Annotated in this window: 15 protein-coding genes; 9 read left to right on the top strand and 6 right to left on the bottom strand. The window is 56.1% G+C overall.

The genetic code is table 11. The features are described from left to right. The first annotated feature begins 238 nt into the window (after positions 1 to 238). The gene (locus PHA01_RS10090; protein WP_271894913.1) at positions 239 to 1,438 is read left to right on the top strand and encodes a low temperature requirement protein A; all 1,200 of its coding nucleotides are present in this window, start codon (positions 239 to 241) and stop codon (positions 1,436 to 1,438) included. Positions 1,439 to 1,604: 166 nt separating this feature from the next. On the opposite strand, the gene PHA01_RS10085 is transcribed toward PHA01_RS10090, so the two are convergent. Next, entirely contained in the window at positions 1,605 to 2,594 is a 990-nt protein-coding gene (locus tag PHA01_RS10085; protein ID WP_271894911.1) for an extensin family protein, read from the bottom strand. 192 nt (positions 2,595 to 2,786) lie between these two features. Here PHA01_RS10085 and PHA01_RS10080 point away from each other — a divergent pair, with 192 nt between their 5' ends. After that, positions 2,787 to 3,137 (top strand): DMT family protein, encoded by a 351-nt coding sequence (locus tag PHA01_RS10080; RefSeq protein ID WP_112530703.1) that lies wholly within the window; start codon positions 2,787 to 2,789, stop codon positions 3,135 to 3,137. 3 nt (positions 3,138 to 3,140) lie between these two features. Here PHA01_RS10080 and PHA01_RS10075 read toward each other — a convergent pair whose 3' ends face one another. Both PHA01_RS10075 and PHA01_RS10070 read right to left on the bottom strand, forming a co-directional pair. Beyond that, on the bottom strand, positions 3,141 to 4,061 hold the full coding sequence (locus PHA01_RS10075; protein ID WP_334312011.1) for a DMT family transporter: 921 nt from the start codon (positions 4,059 to 4,061) through the stop codon (positions 3,141 to 3,143). Positions 4,062 to 4,124: 63 nt separating this feature from the next. Next, positions 4,125 to 5,261: a PQQ-dependent sugar dehydrogenase gene (locus tag PHA01_RS10070; RefSeq protein WP_271894908.1), complete on the bottom strand. Its 1,137-nt coding sequence runs from the start codon at positions 5,259 to 5,261 to the stop codon at positions 4,125 to 4,127. 289 nt (positions 5,262 to 5,550) lie between these two features. On the opposite strand from PHA01_RS10070, the gene greA reads away from it, so the two are divergent. Genes greA through PHA01_RS10055 form a run of 3 tightly spaced genes read left to right on the top strand, consistent with a single transcriptional unit; the run spans position 5,551 to position 7,816 of the window. Further along, positions 5,551 to 6,024: a transcription elongation factor GreA gene (gene greA / locus PHA01_RS10065; RefSeq protein WP_112530705.1), complete on the top strand. Its 474-nt coding sequence runs from the start codon at positions 5,551 to 5,553 to the stop codon at positions 6,022 to 6,024. Between the two features lie 5 nt (positions 6,025 to 6,029). Then, complete coding sequence (locus tag PHA01_RS10060) at positions 6,030 to 7,091, top strand: glycosyltransferase family 4 protein (protein WP_271894905.1); 1,062 nt, start codon at positions 6,030 to 6,032, stop codon at positions 7,089 to 7,091. Continuing rightward, positions 7,088 to 7,816 (top strand): glycosyltransferase family 25 protein, encoded by a 729-nt coding sequence (locus PHA01_RS10055; protein ID WP_271894903.1) that lies wholly within the window; start codon positions 7,088 to 7,090, stop codon positions 7,814 to 7,816. Before PHA01_RS10060 ends, PHA01_RS10055 begins: the two co-directional genes overlap by 4 nt. Here the strand turns inward: PHA01_RS10055 and PHA01_RS10050 are convergent. Then, a complete protein-coding gene (locus PHA01_RS10050; RefSeq protein ID WP_271894901.1) occupies positions 7,813 to 8,283 on the bottom strand; it encodes an Lrp/AsnC family transcriptional regulator in 471 nt (156 codons plus the stop codon). The genes PHA01_RS10055 and PHA01_RS10050 overlap by 4 nt on opposite strands. A 260-nt stretch (positions 8,284 to 8,543) precedes the next feature. Between PHA01_RS10050 and trxB the strand changes: the two genes are divergently transcribed. Both trxB and PHA01_RS10040 read left to right on the top strand, forming a co-directional pair. Continuing rightward, positions 8,544 to 9,518: a thioredoxin-disulfide reductase gene (trxB, locus tag PHA01_RS10045; RefSeq protein WP_271894899.1), complete on the top strand. Its 975-nt coding sequence runs from the start codon at positions 8,544 to 8,546 to the stop codon at positions 9,516 to 9,518. Between the two features lie 60 nt (positions 9,519 to 9,578). Further along, complete coding sequence (locus PHA01_RS10040; RefSeq protein ID WP_112530710.1) at positions 9,579 to 10,475, top strand: LysR family transcriptional regulator; 897 nt, start codon at positions 9,579 to 9,581, stop codon at positions 10,473 to 10,475. 634 nt (positions 10,476 to 11,109) lie between these two features. On the opposite strand, the gene PHA01_RS10035 is transcribed toward PHA01_RS10040, so the two are convergent. Next, positions 11,110 to 12,312 (bottom strand): pyridoxal phosphate-dependent aminotransferase, encoded by a 1,203-nt coding sequence (locus PHA01_RS10035; protein ID WP_224511788.1) that lies wholly within the window; start codon positions 12,310 to 12,312, stop codon positions 11,110 to 11,112. Positions 12,313 to 12,570: 258 nt separating this feature from the next. Between PHA01_RS10035 and PHA01_RS10030 the strand changes: the two genes are divergently transcribed. After that, the gene (locus tag PHA01_RS10030) at positions 12,571 to 13,185 is read left to right on the top strand and encodes a glutathione S-transferase family protein (RefSeq protein ID WP_271894896.1); all 615 of its coding nucleotides are present in this window, start codon (positions 12,571 to 12,573) and stop codon (positions 13,183 to 13,185) included. 77 nt (positions 13,186 to 13,262) lie between these two features. Here the strand turns inward: PHA01_RS10030 and PHA01_RS10025 are convergent, their stop codons facing one another. After that, a complete protein-coding gene (locus PHA01_RS10025) occupies positions 13,263 to 13,475 on the bottom strand; it encodes a cold-shock protein (protein WP_106718517.1) in 213 nt (70 codons plus the stop codon). A 333-nt stretch (positions 13,476 to 13,808) separates the two neighbouring features. On the opposite strand from PHA01_RS10025, the gene PHA01_RS10020 reads away from it, so the two are divergent. Beyond that, positions 13,809 to 15,593, top strand: a complete 1,785-nt coding sequence (locus tag PHA01_RS10020; protein WP_271894890.1) for an ABC transporter ATP-binding protein/permease — start codon at positions 13,809 to 13,811, stop codon at positions 15,591 to 15,593.

Here is a 15,593-nt window from a genome sequence, read left to right as displayed (position 1 = left end):
ATTAAACAGGGACACAAAAGACATTGGCAAGGCCCTTTTGTCAGGAGTAAAATAGGAATAAGTTCTCAGCTGAGAACTTATTCACGCGACGTTCCCATCAATTACCGGATGACAGATTCATTCTGATGCGATTAAGTGGCGATCAAATTCTTGCGCCGCTTCGGGAAAAAAGCATTCCATTTTTGGTAAAAAGTATTCCATTTTGAGCAAAAAGCGTATGAAAAATTGGGGCAAAAACGTGGCTTTTTTCGGAGCAATTCAAGACTACTCCCGCAAGCGCGGCGATGCGAACAGCGCGAAAGTCGACTTCGTCGAACTCTTTTTCGATCTCGTATTCGTCTTCGCCATCACACAGATATCGCACTTGCTGCTGCATGATCTCAGCCTCAAGGGGCTCGTCGAAAGCGCGCTGCTCCTTTTGGCAGTCTGGTGGGTCTGGGTCTATACGATGTGGTGCACCAATTGGCTCGATCCGGCGACACCGCCGGTGCGCACAATGTTGTTCGTGCTGATGCTGGCCGGGCTTGTGCTTTCGACGTCGATCCCCACTGCCTTCGAGGCTCGTGGATTGGTGTTCGCCTGCGCTTTCGTCTTCATGCAGCTCGGCAGGTCGGTTTTCATGGTGTGGGTGCTCCGACACCACAATCGGGCCAATTACCGCAACTACCTGCGGATCGCGATCTGGCTCGCCGTGTCGGGCTCATTCTGGATTGCCGGCGGTTTCGCCGAACCGGAACATCGGCTTGTTTTTTGGGCAATAGCTCTGGGAATAGAAGTGGTGGGACCAGCCCTTGGTTTCTGGACATTCCGCCTTGGGGCATCTTCGACAGGAGAGTGGGATGTCGATGGTGAGTACATGGCGGAGCGGGCCGCGCTGTTTGTCATTATCGCACTTGGAGAGTCCATCCTCGTTTCCGGCGCGACTTTCGCCGATCGGGAATGGAATTTCATCTCCTTTTCGGCATTTCTGACGACCTTCGTTGCTTCTGTTGCCATGTGGCTGGTCTATTTCAATGTCGGGCAATCGGCCGGCCATCACAAGATTGCGGCGACCGACGATCCCGGCAGGATCGCCCGGGTGGCCTACACCTATGTTCACGTTCTGCTTGTGGCCGGTATCATCGTCGTTGCAGTATCGGATGAGCTTATTCTTGCGCATCCGACGGGCCATTCGGACGCCGCGACGATCTGGACGTCAATTGGTGGTACGGCGCTTTATCTTGTCGGGAATCTGCTGTTCAAGTTCTATATCGCCGGAAGACCGCCACTGTCTCATATGATCGGTCTGGGATTGTGCGCGATGCTTGCGTTATTTGCTGGCGGACTGTCGCCATTGGTGCTCGGCTCCCTCACCACCGGCATTCTGATCATCGTCACGATCTGGGAGTATTTTGGCCAGGTGAAGGCCGACAGCCCTGTCAAACACTACAGGCCGTAAAAGTTGGATTTAGCATGGGCCGAAGGTGGCCGCTTCTCACCCTCCCCCTTGTGAGGAGGGACGGAGCGGAGCGACGGGAAGGGGTTTTCTTGACTTAAACGGAAGAAGAGCCCCTCCCAGCTGCTGCGCAGCCTCCCTCCCCACAAGGGGGAGGGTAAAGGCGGCGTCAGCGGCAGGCGCGATGTCCGCTCCGGCGTTGCATCAGATCGAAATGGAAATGCGTGCGATGAAACCTGTCATAGCCGGGACCAAGAACCGTCGAGAAGTAATCGCAGGCATCGGAGCGTACCGTGTTGAGGAGCCCGCGCTGGCGGAATGAGAACCAGCCGGGCTTTTGCACCTGGATATCCTTGCCATTGTTGAGCGTGATCTTCGAAATGTCGAGCGCGTTCCCCTTGGAATGTTCCGACATGCTTCTCCCGCGCTGGTTGCTCATCGTGCGGCAGGAATAGCTCGACGCCTGATGAATCGTGTTGATACCGGAAAGATAACGCAGGCGCGTTGAGGGTGCGAGATCGCCTTTGACCCAACGTGCGAAAGCAAGGGTCATCTGGCAATTCAGCGTGGCACTCGGCTTGAGCCTGATGCGTCCACTGGCAAATCCGCTGACAGTCAGCGGGTGGTCGATCTTGCAGACGCCTCCGTCATTGATGGGTTCCCGTTCCTGAAACACAACGCCAAGCTGTTTAAGCTGGGTACGACAGGCAATGTCACTGCCCGACATGGCGAGCGCACTTTCGCTGCGCGCAATGGGATCCCTGATGCCGCCCGCATAGCCGTAGCTTTCGGCGTCGTCGGAGGCCGGTTCGGATTCCGGCAGTGAGTAGGGCTTCGGCTCTGCGACTTGCGGAGCCTCCGGTACGATAATTCTATCCTGTTGCGGTTCAGCGTCCGGTACGGAAAGGACTTCGGGCTGCTGTGTGGCAATATCGTCAGACTGCGGGGTCGATTGCTGCTGGGGTTCTTCGGCGGTGACCTGCGTGCTTTCTTCGCTTGCAAGCGATTGGCTGGCAACTGACGTGTCCCCGCTGCCAACATCCGCCATGGGTCGCCGTACATCGCCCATGCCGCAACTGCTCAGCGCCGTCGACGTGAAAAGGACAAGCATGATCGAAAGGTGCCTGAAACGCACGGCGGACGACAACGCAATACTCATGTCACCACATCCCCTTTGCCCCGTTACGCAGGCGGATGCAGCTAAAAATAGAGGCAAATTGTAAAGGAAAGGTCAGCGTCGCTCTTAAGACCTGCGTCGAAAATGTGATCTGATGCTGGTTGATCCCTGCTTGATTTTGCTGCAATCACCGCGGCAACTGTTTTTCCTTGTCCTTCCTCCCGGAAACCATCCATGACATCTCTGTTTTCACCCTACCTCATGCCGATCTTTCTGCTTGCGGCGTCGAATGTGTTCATGACTTTTGCCTGGTACGGCCATTTGAAATATCCGATGGCGCCGCTCACGCTGGTGGTTTTCATCAGCTGGGGTATTGCGCTGATGGAATATTGGCTGGCCATTCCTGCCAACCGCATCGGTCACACGGTCTATACGACAGCCGAGCTGAAAACGATGCAGGAAGTCATCACGCTGGTCGTGTTCAGCCTGTTTTCAGTATTTTACCTGAAGGAATCCTTCACCTGGCAGCACGTAGCCGGTTTTGTGTTGATAGCCGGTGGCGCGACGCTGATCTTCAAGGCCTGAGACTTAAGGGGTCCTGACCCTGATCCGGCTCCGCAAAGCAGGTATCAGTTCGACGGCGATCATTGCGAAGAAGATGAGGGCGCAACCCGCTACACCCTGAAGCGACATGCGTTCACCCAACAATATGGCGCCGAAAAGCGCCGCAAAAAGCGCTTCGGAAGACAGCATGATTGCTGCCTGCGGAGCCGTGGTGAAACGCTGTCCAACCACTTGAAGCGTGAAGCCGATGCCGGATGAGATCACCCCCGCAAAGAGGATTTCCGGCGCGGCCGCCAGGATCGAGAAGAGTTCGGTGCGCTCGGTGGATAGCGTCGCCACGAGGCCAAGCAAGCCGCAGACCATGAACTGAACCAGCGACAACATGATGGGTCTACCGCTTTTCATGCCGATGCGATTGATAAAGATAATCTGCAACGCCCAGAATATGGCGCAGGCTACGATGAGCAAATCACCGGCCGTCAGCCCTTCGAGATGTCCTCCGGACAACAGATAAATGCCGGCAAGCGCCGTCAAGGCGCAGGGCCAGACAACCGCATGAGGCCACTGCCAAAACAGAATGACGCCGAGAAACGGCACCATGACCACGTATAGGCCGGTCAGAAAGCCGGCATTGGTGACGGACGTCGTCTGCATGCCGACCTGCTGCAGCGCGGCCCCGGAAAAGAGCAGAACACCGATGAAAAAGAAGCCGTAATAATCGGCGCGCGTCAATTTCACCGGCGCAGCCTTCGCTTCGCGAACGGCCAGCGGCATGATGGTCAGGGCGGCGAGGAAAAAACGCAGGGTGACAAACATGAATGGCCCGACGCTGCCCATCGCGCTGGACTGGGCGACGAAGCCAAAACCCCAGATCGCTCCGGCGAGAAGCAGCAAAGTGTTGGCACGTCCATGCGTCATGAGAATCCTGCGAAATAGGGCGGTCATCAAAGGTCCGCATTGATCGCTGTCTAGCGATTGCAGTTCACGGCGGCAAGGGTGCTACAAACGTTATGCGCGTGTCAGCCGTATGATTTTCCCATCGCCTTCATCGGTGAGAAGGTAGATCGAGCCATCGGACGCAACCCGCACGTCGCGGACGCGGCCAAACTCGCCCTTGAGCATCCGTTCCTCACCCTTGATGGCGCCTTTCTTGTCGCGGTCCAGACGCACGAGCATCTCGAATTTGAGGGCACCTACGAGAAGGTCACCCTTCCACTCAGGGAACATCGATCCTTCATATACGGCGAGCCCGGAGGGGGCGATCGAAGGGTCCCAATAGTAAATCGGTTGCTCGTAGCCCTTTGCATGGGTGCCGACGCCGATTTTCGCGCCGGAATAGTCCACGCCGTAGGTTATGACGGGCCAACCGTAATTCTTGCCCGCTTGGGGCTGGTTGACTTCATCGCCGCCCCTGGCGCCGTGTTCCACAGTGATCAATGAATCCGTGATGGGATCCCAGACAGCCCCTTGCGGATTACGGTGGCCCTTGGACCAGATTTGCGGCAGGCCTTTTTTGCCGTCGGCGAATGGATTGTCCGCCGGAATGGTGCCATCCGCATTGATGCGGAGTATGGAGCCCGCCTCATCTCTGAAATCTTGCGAGCGCTTCATCGTACCCTGATCGCCCATCGTAACGAAAAGCTTGCCATCGGGTGCAACGAGAACACGCGAGCCGAAATGCGCCGATCCCTTGGTGCTTTGCTTTACCGATAGCAGAACCGAGACATTTTCGAGTTCGGCTCCGTCGCCATTGCTAACGAGACGCGCACCCGCCATGACGGTGCCGGTACCGTTCTGGCGTGGTTCTGTGTAGCTGAAATAGATGTTTCCACTCTTGGCAAAGTCCGGCGCAAGCGCGACATCGAGCAGACCACCTTCACCCTTGACGACGACCTTGGGAACATTGGCAACGGGCTTCGACACTTTACCGTCCTTGACGATGCGCATCGTACCACCGCGCTCCGTCACCAGGAGTGCGCCGTCGGGCAGGAAGGCGAGGCCCCACGGATGATCAAGTCCATCTGCTATCGTCTCAGCAGAGAGCGTCACCGTTTCAGTCTTGAAATCCTTGGCGAGAGCGGTCAGGGGCATCGATATCAAGACCGCAAACAGGCCCGCAGCAGCAATCTTTGGTCCTTGTTTCATTGACGGCGATCCTCTTCGTCGTTCGATAGATGAACGCATTTTGTGCATAATTCGCCAATCCGGTCGTCTCACAGTGATGTGAATTGTCGCGTCTGCGAGATTGATTTGCCTGCGCAAATTCCCGACGTGCGACATTTTCCACTTTCTACGTGAATTCGCCGGAATCGGTGCTATATTAAGGGACGAATGACTGAACGGTTCCGAAGTCTTGAGCTTCGGCGACCGTTTTCTTTTTGTGTCGAGGGGCATCGATCGATGCCGTTCGACATTGACTACGAAAGGAGAGGGCATGGAAAAGGTCCCGATGACTCAGGCTGGATTCGACAAGCTCAAGGAGGAGCTGCGCTGGCGCCAGCAGGAAGAACGTCCACGTATTATTGCGGCAATCTCGGAAGCGCGCGCCCATGGCGACCTTTCGGAAAACGCCGAATATCATGCCGCCAAGGAAGCCCAGAGCCACAATGAAGGCCGGGTCGGCGAGCTCGAGGATTATACGGCACGCGCCGAAATCATCGATATTTCCAAGCTGTCAGGCGACAAGATCAAATTTGGCGCCACGATCCAGCTGATCGATGAGGATACCGAAGAGAAAAAGGTGTATCAGATCGTCGGCGATCAGGAAGCGGACCCCAAGGCTGGCCGCATCTCCATTTCCTCGCCCATCGCACGCGCGCTGATCGGCAAGAGCGAAGGCGAGACGATCGAAGTCAACGCACCCGGTGGTGCCCGGTCTTACGAAATCATCGGCTTCAGGTTCCTCTAGACTTCGTGCAGGAGCCCCTAAGCAGCGTCGAAGTGATCGCTCCGAATTTCAAGCGAAAGCTTTCCGGAGTCACTTCGACGATCATTCAGCTCATCCCGCTACAGCGGGCCAATGGCCTCAATATTGTCACCATGGGCCCCGGATTGCCCGTGGAGCTACCGAGCATTGGCTGGACATCGCTCCCCGGTCTCTGGTTCAAGCCGAAGACGAGACCATTTCGTATCTGGCACGCGCGCCGCAACAATGAAATGATTGCCGGCATCCTCATGCGCCATGTGTTGCGCATGAGATTGAAGCTGTTGTTCACTTCAGCTGCGCAACGTGACCACCAGCCTTTCACCAAATGGCTGATCCGGCGAATGGACGCAGTGATCGCCACGAGCGGCAAATCCGGAAGCTTCCTGAAGGTGCCCCATACCGTCATCATGCACGGTATCGATACCGAACTGTTTCATCCGCCTGAGGACGATCAGGACAGGTTTGCAGCCTCGGGCCTCCCGGGGGAATTTCTGGTTGGTTGTTCGGGGCGTATCCGGCCTTCGAAGGGTACGGATCTCTTCGTCGATGCCATGATTCAGTTGCTGCCGCAACACCCGCAATGGACGGCGGTCATGACGGGCCGCACGACTGCGGAGTACAAGGGCTTTGAACAGGCCCTCCGCGACAAGATTGCGAAAGCCGGGCTTGGCAAGCGCATCCTGTTCCTGGGGGAGGTGCCCGATGTGCGCCTCTGGTATCGCCGCATGTCGCTCTACGTTGCGCCGTCGCGCAACGAGGGCTTCGGCCTGACACCGCTTGAGGCCATGGCCTCACAGACTGCGGTGGTGGCGAGCGATGCCGGGGCCTATGCCGAGATGATCGAACCGGAGACAGGAACTGTGGTTGCCGCGGGTGACGGGCTCGCGCTTGAACAGGCAATTGCGCCTTACCTCGCCGATCCGGCAATGTGTGTGGAGGCTGGGAAGCTGGCACTAGCCCACGTGCGCAAGAACTTTCCGCTGCAGAAGGAAGCCGGCCGTATTGGCGAAGTTTACGAGCAGCTTTTCGCTGCCGGATCGCGGCCGTGACTGTTACTGCTTTCATCATCCATCTCGAGCGCGCGACAAAGCGCGGCGAGCATGTTCGCGGATTGATCGAGCGCTTGCCGGTGAAGGCGGAGATCGTCGATGCGGTGGACGCGCTCGCAATGGGCGAGGGTGATATTGCCGCCGTCTATGCTCGCTCGCTGCACAGGCCGTACTATCCGTTCGAATTGCGGAAATCCGAGGTCGCCTGTTTTCTGTCGCATCGCAAAGCTTGGGCTGCAATTGTCGATCGCAAGCTCGATGCGGGTCTCATCATCGAAGACGATGTCGAGGTGGATGCGGGTTTCGCGGCACAGTTGCAACTGGCGATCGACACAGTGCGGCCAGCCGACTACATCCGCTTTCCGCGCTGGCCGAGGGGTGAGGCGGGGGCTGAAATCGCGCGCGATGGCGCCAACAGCATCATGGAACCGGAACTTCCCGGACTGGGGATGCAGATGCAACTCGTCGGACGCGAGGCGGCGATTGCGCTTCTTGCGGCAACGGAACGATTTGACCGGCCGGTAGATACGACGATCCAGATGCGCTGGCTGCATCCCGTCCGTGTATTGTCAGCGCGGCCAATTACCATTCGCGAGATCGATTTCGATCTCGGCGGGTCGGTCGTTCAGGGCAAGAACAAGACTTTTGCCGGCAGGCTGAAGCGGGAAATTCTGCGCCCCCGGTACCGCGTCACGCTCTACTTGTACAATAAAGTCCGCCGCTAGAGAACCATCAATGGTTCGTTCTTGACCGAACGGATGGTGAGGGACGTTCGAACGGAGTCGACGTTGGGCGTCGAAGTCAATTCTTCGATGACGAAGTTCTGGAACGTGCTCAGATCGCTCGAGACGCAATGCAGCAGGAAGTCTGACTCGCCGGAAACCATCCAGGCGCGGCGCACGAGCGTCCAGTTCTTGGTTTTCTCGGCGAAATTCTTCAGATCGGCATCAGACTGGCGGTGCAGGCGGATCATGCAGAACGCGACGATATCCTGGCCGAGGATCGCGCCGTTCAAGATCGCGCGATAGCCCTGGATGATGCCGGCTTCTTCGAGCTTGCGCACGCGGCGCAGGCAGGGCGGTGCCGATATGCCGACGCGTTCCGCCAGTTCCACATTGGTGATGCGGCCATTGTCCTGCAATTGTTTCAGGATTTTCCAGTCGATCGCGTCGAGATCCGCCTTCAAAGGCATATTCCATCCTGTCCCAAGAGAATTGCGGTCACCATAGGCGATTCCCCATGCTGTGTAATCACATCCCGTTACGGTTGCAAACAGGTTCCACAAATCTCCTAGAAACGCCGCGCTTCCGCCACAAGCTGTGGCTAACCCGTCTATGTTGAGCGAAGACCTTGCAACAAAGGGTACTGAACCACTACTTTATAGTCATTGAAAGAGCATGGTGGTCGTGCCATCTCTTGTATGTCGAACACATATTACTTCAAGGTCTAGTCATGTCACAGCGCCATGTGCCCGTTCTTATCATCGGTTCCGGTCCCGCAGGTTATACCGCGGCGATCTATGCGGCTCGTGCAAACCTGAAGCCCGTCATCGTCGCCGGTCTGCAGCAGGGTGGCCAGTTGATGATCACGACCGATGTGGAAAATTATCCGGGCTATGCCGATACGGTGCAAGGCCCGTGGATGATGGAGCAGATGCGCATCCAGGCCGAACATGTCGGCACCGAGATCGTCCACGACATCATCACGGAAGTTGACCTTTCCGTGAGGCCATTCCGCCTCGTCGGTGACGGCGGCACGCAATACACGTGCGATGCGCTGATCATCGCGACGGGTGCACAGGCGAAATGGCTGGGCATTCCAACAGAGCAAACTTTCATGGGATTCGGCGTATCTGCCTGCGCCACATGCGATGGCTTCTTCTACCGCAACAAGGATGTCGTGGTCATTGGCGGTGGCAATACTGCTGTCGAAGAGGCGCTTTATCTCGCAAACCTTGCCAAATCGGTCACGATCGTGCATCGCCGCGATCATTTCCGCGCGGAAAAAATTCTGCAGGACCGCCTGTTCGCCAAAGAAAATGTCAAAATTATCTGGGATAACGTCGTAGACGAAATTACAGGAACAGTAGCCCAGGCGCCGATGCCTGCATCGGTATCAGGTATACGCCTGAAGAATGTGAAAACGGGCGAAACCACGGAATTGGCAACCCATGGCGTTTTCGTCGCCATTGGTCATGCGCCGGCGGTTGAGCTTTTCAAGGGGCAACTCAAACATAAGCCGAATGGCTATCTCTGGACCGCAGCCGATTCTACCGCAACGGATGTACCGGGCGTCTTCGCCGCCGGTGACGTTACGGATGACATCTATCGTCAGGCGGTCACCGCTGCGGGCATGGGCTGCATGGCAGCTCTTGAGGCCGAGCGTTGGCTGGCTGCGCAGGAACCAGTGCGTCAAGCTGCCGAATAGCAGCCGTTAATTTAGAGCCGGTCTCGATGTGCGTGGCCGGAATGGGGGAGAGACTGCGCGATGTCGCTTGATTGGGACAAATTGCGAATATTCCATGCTGCAGCGGAGGCGGGGTCCTTTACCCATGCCGCCGAGACCCTGCATCTGTCGCAATCGGCTATTTCCCGTCAAGTCAGTGCGCTTGAGCAGGATGTTGGCGTTCCGCTGTTTCACCGCCATGCTCGCGGTCTTATCCTGACCGAGCAAGGCGAAGTGCTTTACCGCACCGCCCATGAAGTCCTTATGAAGCTGGAGAACGTCCGCTCTCGCCTGACAGAGAGCAAGGACAGGCCGTCGGGCAAATTGCGCGTGACGACAACGGTCGGCCTTGGTTCGGGCTGGCTTATCGAGCGCGTGCAGGAATTCATCGAGCTCTATCCGGAAGTTCAGCTGCAGTTACTTTTCGACAATGAAGAACTCGACCTGACGATGCGCCACGCGGATTGCGCTATTCGCCTGCGTCAGCCGCAGCAGCCGGACCTGATCCAGCGGCGGCTCTTTACCGTGCACATGCATGTCTATGCTTCACCGGCCTATATCGCCAAATATGGCAAGATCGAAAGTATCGAGGAAATCGATACCCATCGCATTGTCAGTTTCGGCGAGCCTGCGCCGTCTTATCTCACCAATCTCAATTGGCTGGAGGTGATCGGCCGGACGGATGGCAATCTGAGACCCGCTGTCCTGCAGATCAACAACCTCCTGTCGATCAAGCGCGCCATACAAAAGGGCGTCGGCATCGGCGTGCTTCCCGACTATATGGTGGAAAAGGATTCGACGCTGGTCCGGCTCCTGCCGGAGATGGAATTGCCATCCTTCGACACGTTCTTCTGCTATCCCGAAGGAATCAAAAACGCCGCTAAATTGCACGTGTTTCGAGATTTTCTTTTCTCGAAAGCACGTACTTGGTCGTACTAGGCAAGCCATTACGACATTTTACGAAAAGTTTTTCTTTCCAATCTCGTGCTGCTTTGCAGCATGATTTTGCCCGCGTCACCGACATTCCACACCTGCAATTCCAACATTTCCCTTGATTTCGCCGGTATGCACCAAACGCATGGGTGCGATGCACAATTGGATGTTGCGAGACAGCGTCAAAGGGCTCATATCCACATCACTTGCCGGTGCGTCTCCTCCTCCCATTGCGCGCCCGCAAGTGTTCCCCTCTGGAGGTATAGCCGGAAACGGCACCTTCAAAACTTAAGGCCGGGCAATTGTCCGGCCTCTTTTCTTTTCTGGGGTGAAGGAACATCCGATGCGCAATAATATAGTTAGTGAGCTTCGTGCCGATTGGGCAGAAGACGCAAAGCGAATAGCGGAAGCAATGGACGATGTTCTCGTCTGGCCTCAGTTTTCAAACGAAGACGATGATATGGCCGGCAACGCTTGGGCCGACAGCAGACGTCGCAAAACGTCTCCCTCTCCGTCATCCTCGGGTCAAGCCCCAGGATGACGGAGGGAGAGGGTGCTTTAGGACAAGGCGATGTTCCGAGCTACATTCGACGAATGAAAAAGGGGCCATTGGGCCCCTCGATTTCATCTATTGATCTTCTTAGCGAAGGTTGGCGCAGAAGCGCTGGATCCGTTTTCCGGCTTCTTCGAGATTGGCATCAGAAGTGGCGTAGGAGATGCGGAAGTTCGGTCCGAGGCCAAATGCCGATCCATGCACGGCAGCCACGGCTTCCGTTGAAAGCAGTTCGCTGACGAAATCCTCATCGTTCTCGATGACCTTGCCGGATGGCGCCGTCTTGCCGATCGCAGCCGCACAGGAGGGATAGACGTAGAATGCACCTTCCGGCTTTGGGCATTCGAGGAAGTTTGTCTGGTTGAGCATCGAAACGATGAGATCGCGACGGCCTTCGAATGCTTTTTTGAAGACCGGCAAATGCGCCTGTGTTCCGTCGAGGGCTTCCACCGCTGCCCATTGCGAGATCGAGCTTGTGCCGGACGTCTGCTGGCCCTGCACCATGTCCATGGCCTTGATCAGCTCGATCGGGCCGGCCGCATAGCCGATACGCCAGCCGGTCATGGCATAGGCTTTCGACACGCCGTTCATTGTCAGTGTGCGGTCATAGAGGTTCGGTTCAACCTGTACTGGCGTCACGAACTTGAAGTCGCCATAGGTCAGGTGCTCGTACATGTCGTCGGTCAAGACCCATACATGTGGATGACGCACGAGGACATCGGTAAGCTTCTTCATTTCGTCCCAGCTATAGGCTGCGCCGGACGGGTTGGAAGGCGAGTTCATGATGATCCACTTGGTCTTCGGCGTGATGGCACGCTCCAGATCTTCCGGCTGCAACTTGAACTCGTTGGCCTGAATGGCGGAGACGATGACAGGCGTTCCACCGCATAGCGAAACCATTTCCGGGTAGCTTACCCAATACGGCGCGACGCAGATCACCTCATCGCCGGGGTTTAGCGTAGAGAGCAGGGCGTTGTAGATGACGTGCTTGCCGCCGGTACTGACGATCGTCTGGCTTGCCTTGTAATCGAGTTCGTTTTCGCGCTTGAACTTGCGGGCAATTGCTTCGCGCAGTTGCGGAATGCCGGATACCGGGGTGTACTTGGTCTCGCCGCGCCGAATGGCAGCGATGGCAGCTTCCTTGACATTGTCAGGCGTGTCGAAATCCGGTTCGCCAACTGACAGCGAGATGACGTCACGGCCCTCAGCTTTCAGATCGCGTGCTTTCTGGGTGATCGCAATGGTTGCGGAAATCTTCACACGGGAAAGGGCGTCTGCGAGGAATGCCATGGTATCGTTCTCCTGAAACGGGTTTGCGGGCCTGCTATGTCGCAATGGCGGCCGAATCGCAAGCAAAAGCATGCTCGCGGGACTTCACATTATGCAGTTTCTGTGCAGGGTGTGGCATCGAATGCCGAATACATCAGCAATGTTTGAAGAATGCTTCAATCAAAATGATTGGACATATCGGCTCGTCGTCGGAATAGTCGCCCGCCAACCAAGCCGTCATTTGTGTGCCCGCACCGACGCTCTCAGGAGACCGCTACCATGCCAAGACTTTATTCACAGCCTGATTCAGGAAATTGCTACAAGCCGCGGCTTTTAATGGCGAAATTGGCGATGCCTTTCGAGCACATATCGATTTCTTCAACCGATGGTTCAACGCGTAAACCTGAATTCATGGCGAAGAATCCAAACGGCAAGGTGCCTTTGCTTGAGTTCGACGACGGACGCTTTCTTGCAGAATCGAATGCCATTCTGCTTCATTTGGCGGAAGGCAGTCGTTTTGTTCCCGAGGATTCGTACGAGCGCGCCTTGATGTATCAATGGCTGTTCTTCGAACAATACACGCATGAGCCAAATATCGCCGTTCGCCGGGCATTGCTGGTCTATCCGGAGCGGGCAAAGGATGCGACGCCGGAGCGCCTGGCAGCAACGCTGGAAGGCGGCAACAAAGCATTGCTGGTGATGGAAAACCAACTGCAGAAGACGCCTTACTTCACAGGCAGCAACATCAGCCTCGCCGATATTGCACTCTATGCCTATACCCACGAAGCCAATCGCGGCGGATACGACCTCTCGGCCTATCCATCCGTGGCAAAATGGCTGAGCCGCGTCGCGGGCGACCAGGGCCATGTTCCGATCACATGGCTGCCAGACTGAAAATGAAAAAGGCGGGATAAAATCCCGCCTTTTAAATTCATGTGCGTTCAGAAATCAGACGATTCCCGTATGTGTTATCAGCCGGCAACGCTAAGGTTGTCAGCGGACGACTTGCCCGAACGACGGTCCTGTACGATCTCGTAGTTGACCTTCTGGCCATCATTGAGACCGCGCAAACCCGCGCGTTCAACAGCGGAGATATGGACGAATACGTCTGCACCGCCAGTATCAGGCTGGATGAAACCGTAGCCCTTGGTGCCGTTGAACCATTTCACTGTTCCCGTAGCCATGGGAAATTCCTTTCAGATATATAAGACAGGCAGCAAGCACATTTGCGGCCCAGGGAATCGAACCTATGCAATGGAGTTCATCAGGAAGCGCAACAGGTTACGCAGGTCGCAAAGTCACTCGACCGATAAAATCGATGCGGATTACATATGACAGAATTTGCCCCAAAACAAGCCATATTGGAATGGGTTTATCGTCAGGGTTAAGTGCGGCGGGTTGCATAGGCAAATTTTGGCCCTACATTCCTTGTTGAATTTCAGCACACTGTCCGACGTGTTTTAATAGTAGATGCTAATGTGAACTGGCCGAATCGCGGTCGTCCACGGGGGAGACTCATGGCGGAGCAGAAACCAAGCCGATCCACAGCCACCTCGGTCGCGGGCGAAGTGGAAGCAGGGCTGCTCTCCCAGTTGCGCGTGATTTTGGATATCTACTGGATATCGCCGGTTCGCAACCGCCTGATTCTGATGATTCTCGGCGTGGTCAGTATCATCATCGTCACATCAGCGGGCCAGGTACTGCTGAACCGCTGGAATGTCCCATTTTACGATTCACTGTCGCGACGTGATTTCCCGGCATTTGTCGACCAGCTGATGGTTTTTTTCGCAATCGCTTCGGTTCTTCTCGTTTTCAACGTCGCACAAACCTGGCTGAACCAGATGACGCGGTTGAAGCTGCGCGAGGGACTGACCCGCGATCTGGTCGGTGAATGGCTGGAACCGCGCCGGGCATTCAAACTTTCAAATTCTGGACCAATTGGCGTCAACCCCGACCAGCGTCTGCATGAAGATGCGCGGCATCTTTCGGAAATGTCGACTGATCTCGGGTTTGGATTGTTGCAGGCCACGATACTGCTCGTGAGCTTCATCGGCGTCCTGTGGACGTTTTCCAGTGGTTTCGTGTTCAATGTCTATGGCTATAGCTTTTCCATCCCTGGTTACATGGTGTGGGCAGCTATCCTCTATGCCGCATCTGCATCGTGGCTCAGCTGGTTCGTCGGGCGGAAATTGATACGGTACAACGCGGACCGCTACCAGAAAGAGTCCGAGCTTCGTTTTTCGCTGATGCGAGTCAACGAGCACATCGATGCAATTTCGCTCTATAGAGGAGAGGCTGACGAGAATCGCCGGATCGGTTTTGATATCGATAGTCTTCTCGCGGCAATCCGCTTGCTGGTTACGGCGCTGACACAGCTGACCTGGGTCACTTCCGGTTATGGCTGGATCACCATTGTCGCGCCCATTCTTGTGGCAGCACCCGTCTACTTTGCTGGAAACCTGTCATTTGGCGGGTTGATGGCGGCGATTGGGGCGTTCAACCAGGTGCATGATGCCTTGAAGTGGTTCGTCAATAATTTCGGTGCTATCGCCGACTGGCGTGCCACGCTCTTGCGCGTGACCTCGTTCCGGCAGGCCGTACAGGCGACCGACATCAAGAGCAGCGTCGAACAACGGATCAAGTTCACGCAATCGGAGACGAACCAGATCGTCCTCGACAAACTGAAGATCACGGCCCCGCGCGAGACGGTCCGCTTGAAGGAGAAGAAGGCCGTGGTCAAGGAGGGCGAGCGTGTGTTGATTACCAGCGAACCCGGGATCGACAGAACCCTGCTCTTTCGGGCCATGGCCGGCCTCTGGCCTTGGGGGGCCGGCACCGTCAGCCTGCCGGCGAATGCCAACATTCTTTTTATGCCGCGCCTGCCTTATTTTCCTCCAGGCAGCTTGCGTGAGGCGATGTCCTACCCTGTCGGCAAAGACGGATTTTCCGATGAGGAACTTGTCTCGGCGCTACACGAGCTGGGTTTGACCCGGCTCGAACCGATGCTTGACTTCAGGGCGCGCTGGGACAGGGAATTGAGTGACGACGAACAGCAGTCTCTCGCTTTCGCGCGGCTCAAACTGCATAAACCAACCTGGGTCGTGATCGATGAGGCGCTGGACGGTATGGAGAAGGACGCCTACGAACGGGTTACCGCTGTGCTGCGCGTTGACCTGGCCAAATCAACAGTCGTTCATATCGGGCGCGAGGACAAAAACGATCATGTCTTCTCCAAGGTGCTGCATTTCGTCAGCGATCCATCCGGCCATGGACTGGAAGAAGAGGGTATTGCAGGCGTTTGA

It is taken from the genome of Candidatus Phyllobacterium onerii (assembly GCF_028331445.1).
Lineage (GTDB): Bacteria > Pseudomonadota > Alphaproteobacteria > Rhizobiales > Rhizobiaceae > Phyllobacterium > Phyllobacterium onerii.
Note: the sequence above shows the minus strand (reverse complement) of the source record. Positions and strands in the feature narration are given on the sequence as shown.

What these genes read in the sequence shown, in the direction of transcription:
- PHA01_RS10085 (WP_271894911.1), bottom strand. Translation starts at nt 2,594, where the DNA reads ATGAGTATTGCGTTGTCGTCCGCCGTGCGTTTCAGGCACCTTTCGATC.
- PHA01_RS10080 (WP_112530703.1), top strand. Translation starts at nt 2,787, where the DNA reads ATGACATCTCTGTTTTCACCCTACCTCATGCCGATCTTTCTGCTTGCG.
- PHA01_RS10075 (WP_334312011.1), bottom strand. Translation starts at nt 4,061, where the DNA reads ATGACCGCCCTATTTCGCAGGATTCTCATGACGCATGGACGTGCCAAC.
- PHA01_RS10070 (WP_271894908.1), bottom strand. Translation starts at nt 5,261, where the DNA reads ATGAAACAAGGACCAAAGATTGCTGCTGCGGGCCTGTTTGCGGTCTTG.
- greA (WP_112530705.1), top strand. Translation starts at nt 5,551, where the DNA reads ATGGAAAAGGTCCCGATGACTCAGGCTGGATTCGACAAGCTCAAGGAG.
- PHA01_RS10050 (WP_271894901.1), bottom strand. Translation starts at nt 8,283, where the DNA reads ATGCCTTTGAAGGCGGATCTCGACGCGATCGACTGGAAAATCCTGAAA.
- trxB (WP_271894899.1), top strand. Translation starts at nt 8,544, where the DNA reads ATGTCACAGCGCCATGTGCCCGTTCTTATCATCGGTTCCGGTCCCGCA.
- PHA01_RS10040 (WP_112530710.1), top strand. Translation starts at nt 9,579, where the DNA reads ATGTCGCTTGATTGGGACAAATTGCGAATATTCCATGCTGCAGCGGAG.
- PHA01_RS10035 (WP_224511788.1), bottom strand. Translation starts at nt 12,312, where the DNA reads ATGGCATTCCTCGCAGACGCCCTTTCCCGTGTGAAGATTTCCGCAACC.
- PHA01_RS10030 (WP_271894896.1), top strand. Translation starts at nt 12,571, where the DNA reads ATGCCAAGACTTTATTCACAGCCTGATTCAGGAAATTGCTACAAGCCG.
- PHA01_RS10025 (WP_106718517.1), bottom strand. Translation starts at nt 13,475, where the DNA reads ATGGCTACGGGAACAGTGAAATGGTTCAACGGCACCAAGGGCTACGGT.
- PHA01_RS10020 (WP_271894890.1), top strand. Translation starts at nt 13,809, where the DNA reads ATGGCGGAGCAGAAACCAAGCCGATCCACAGCCACCTCGGTCGCGGGC.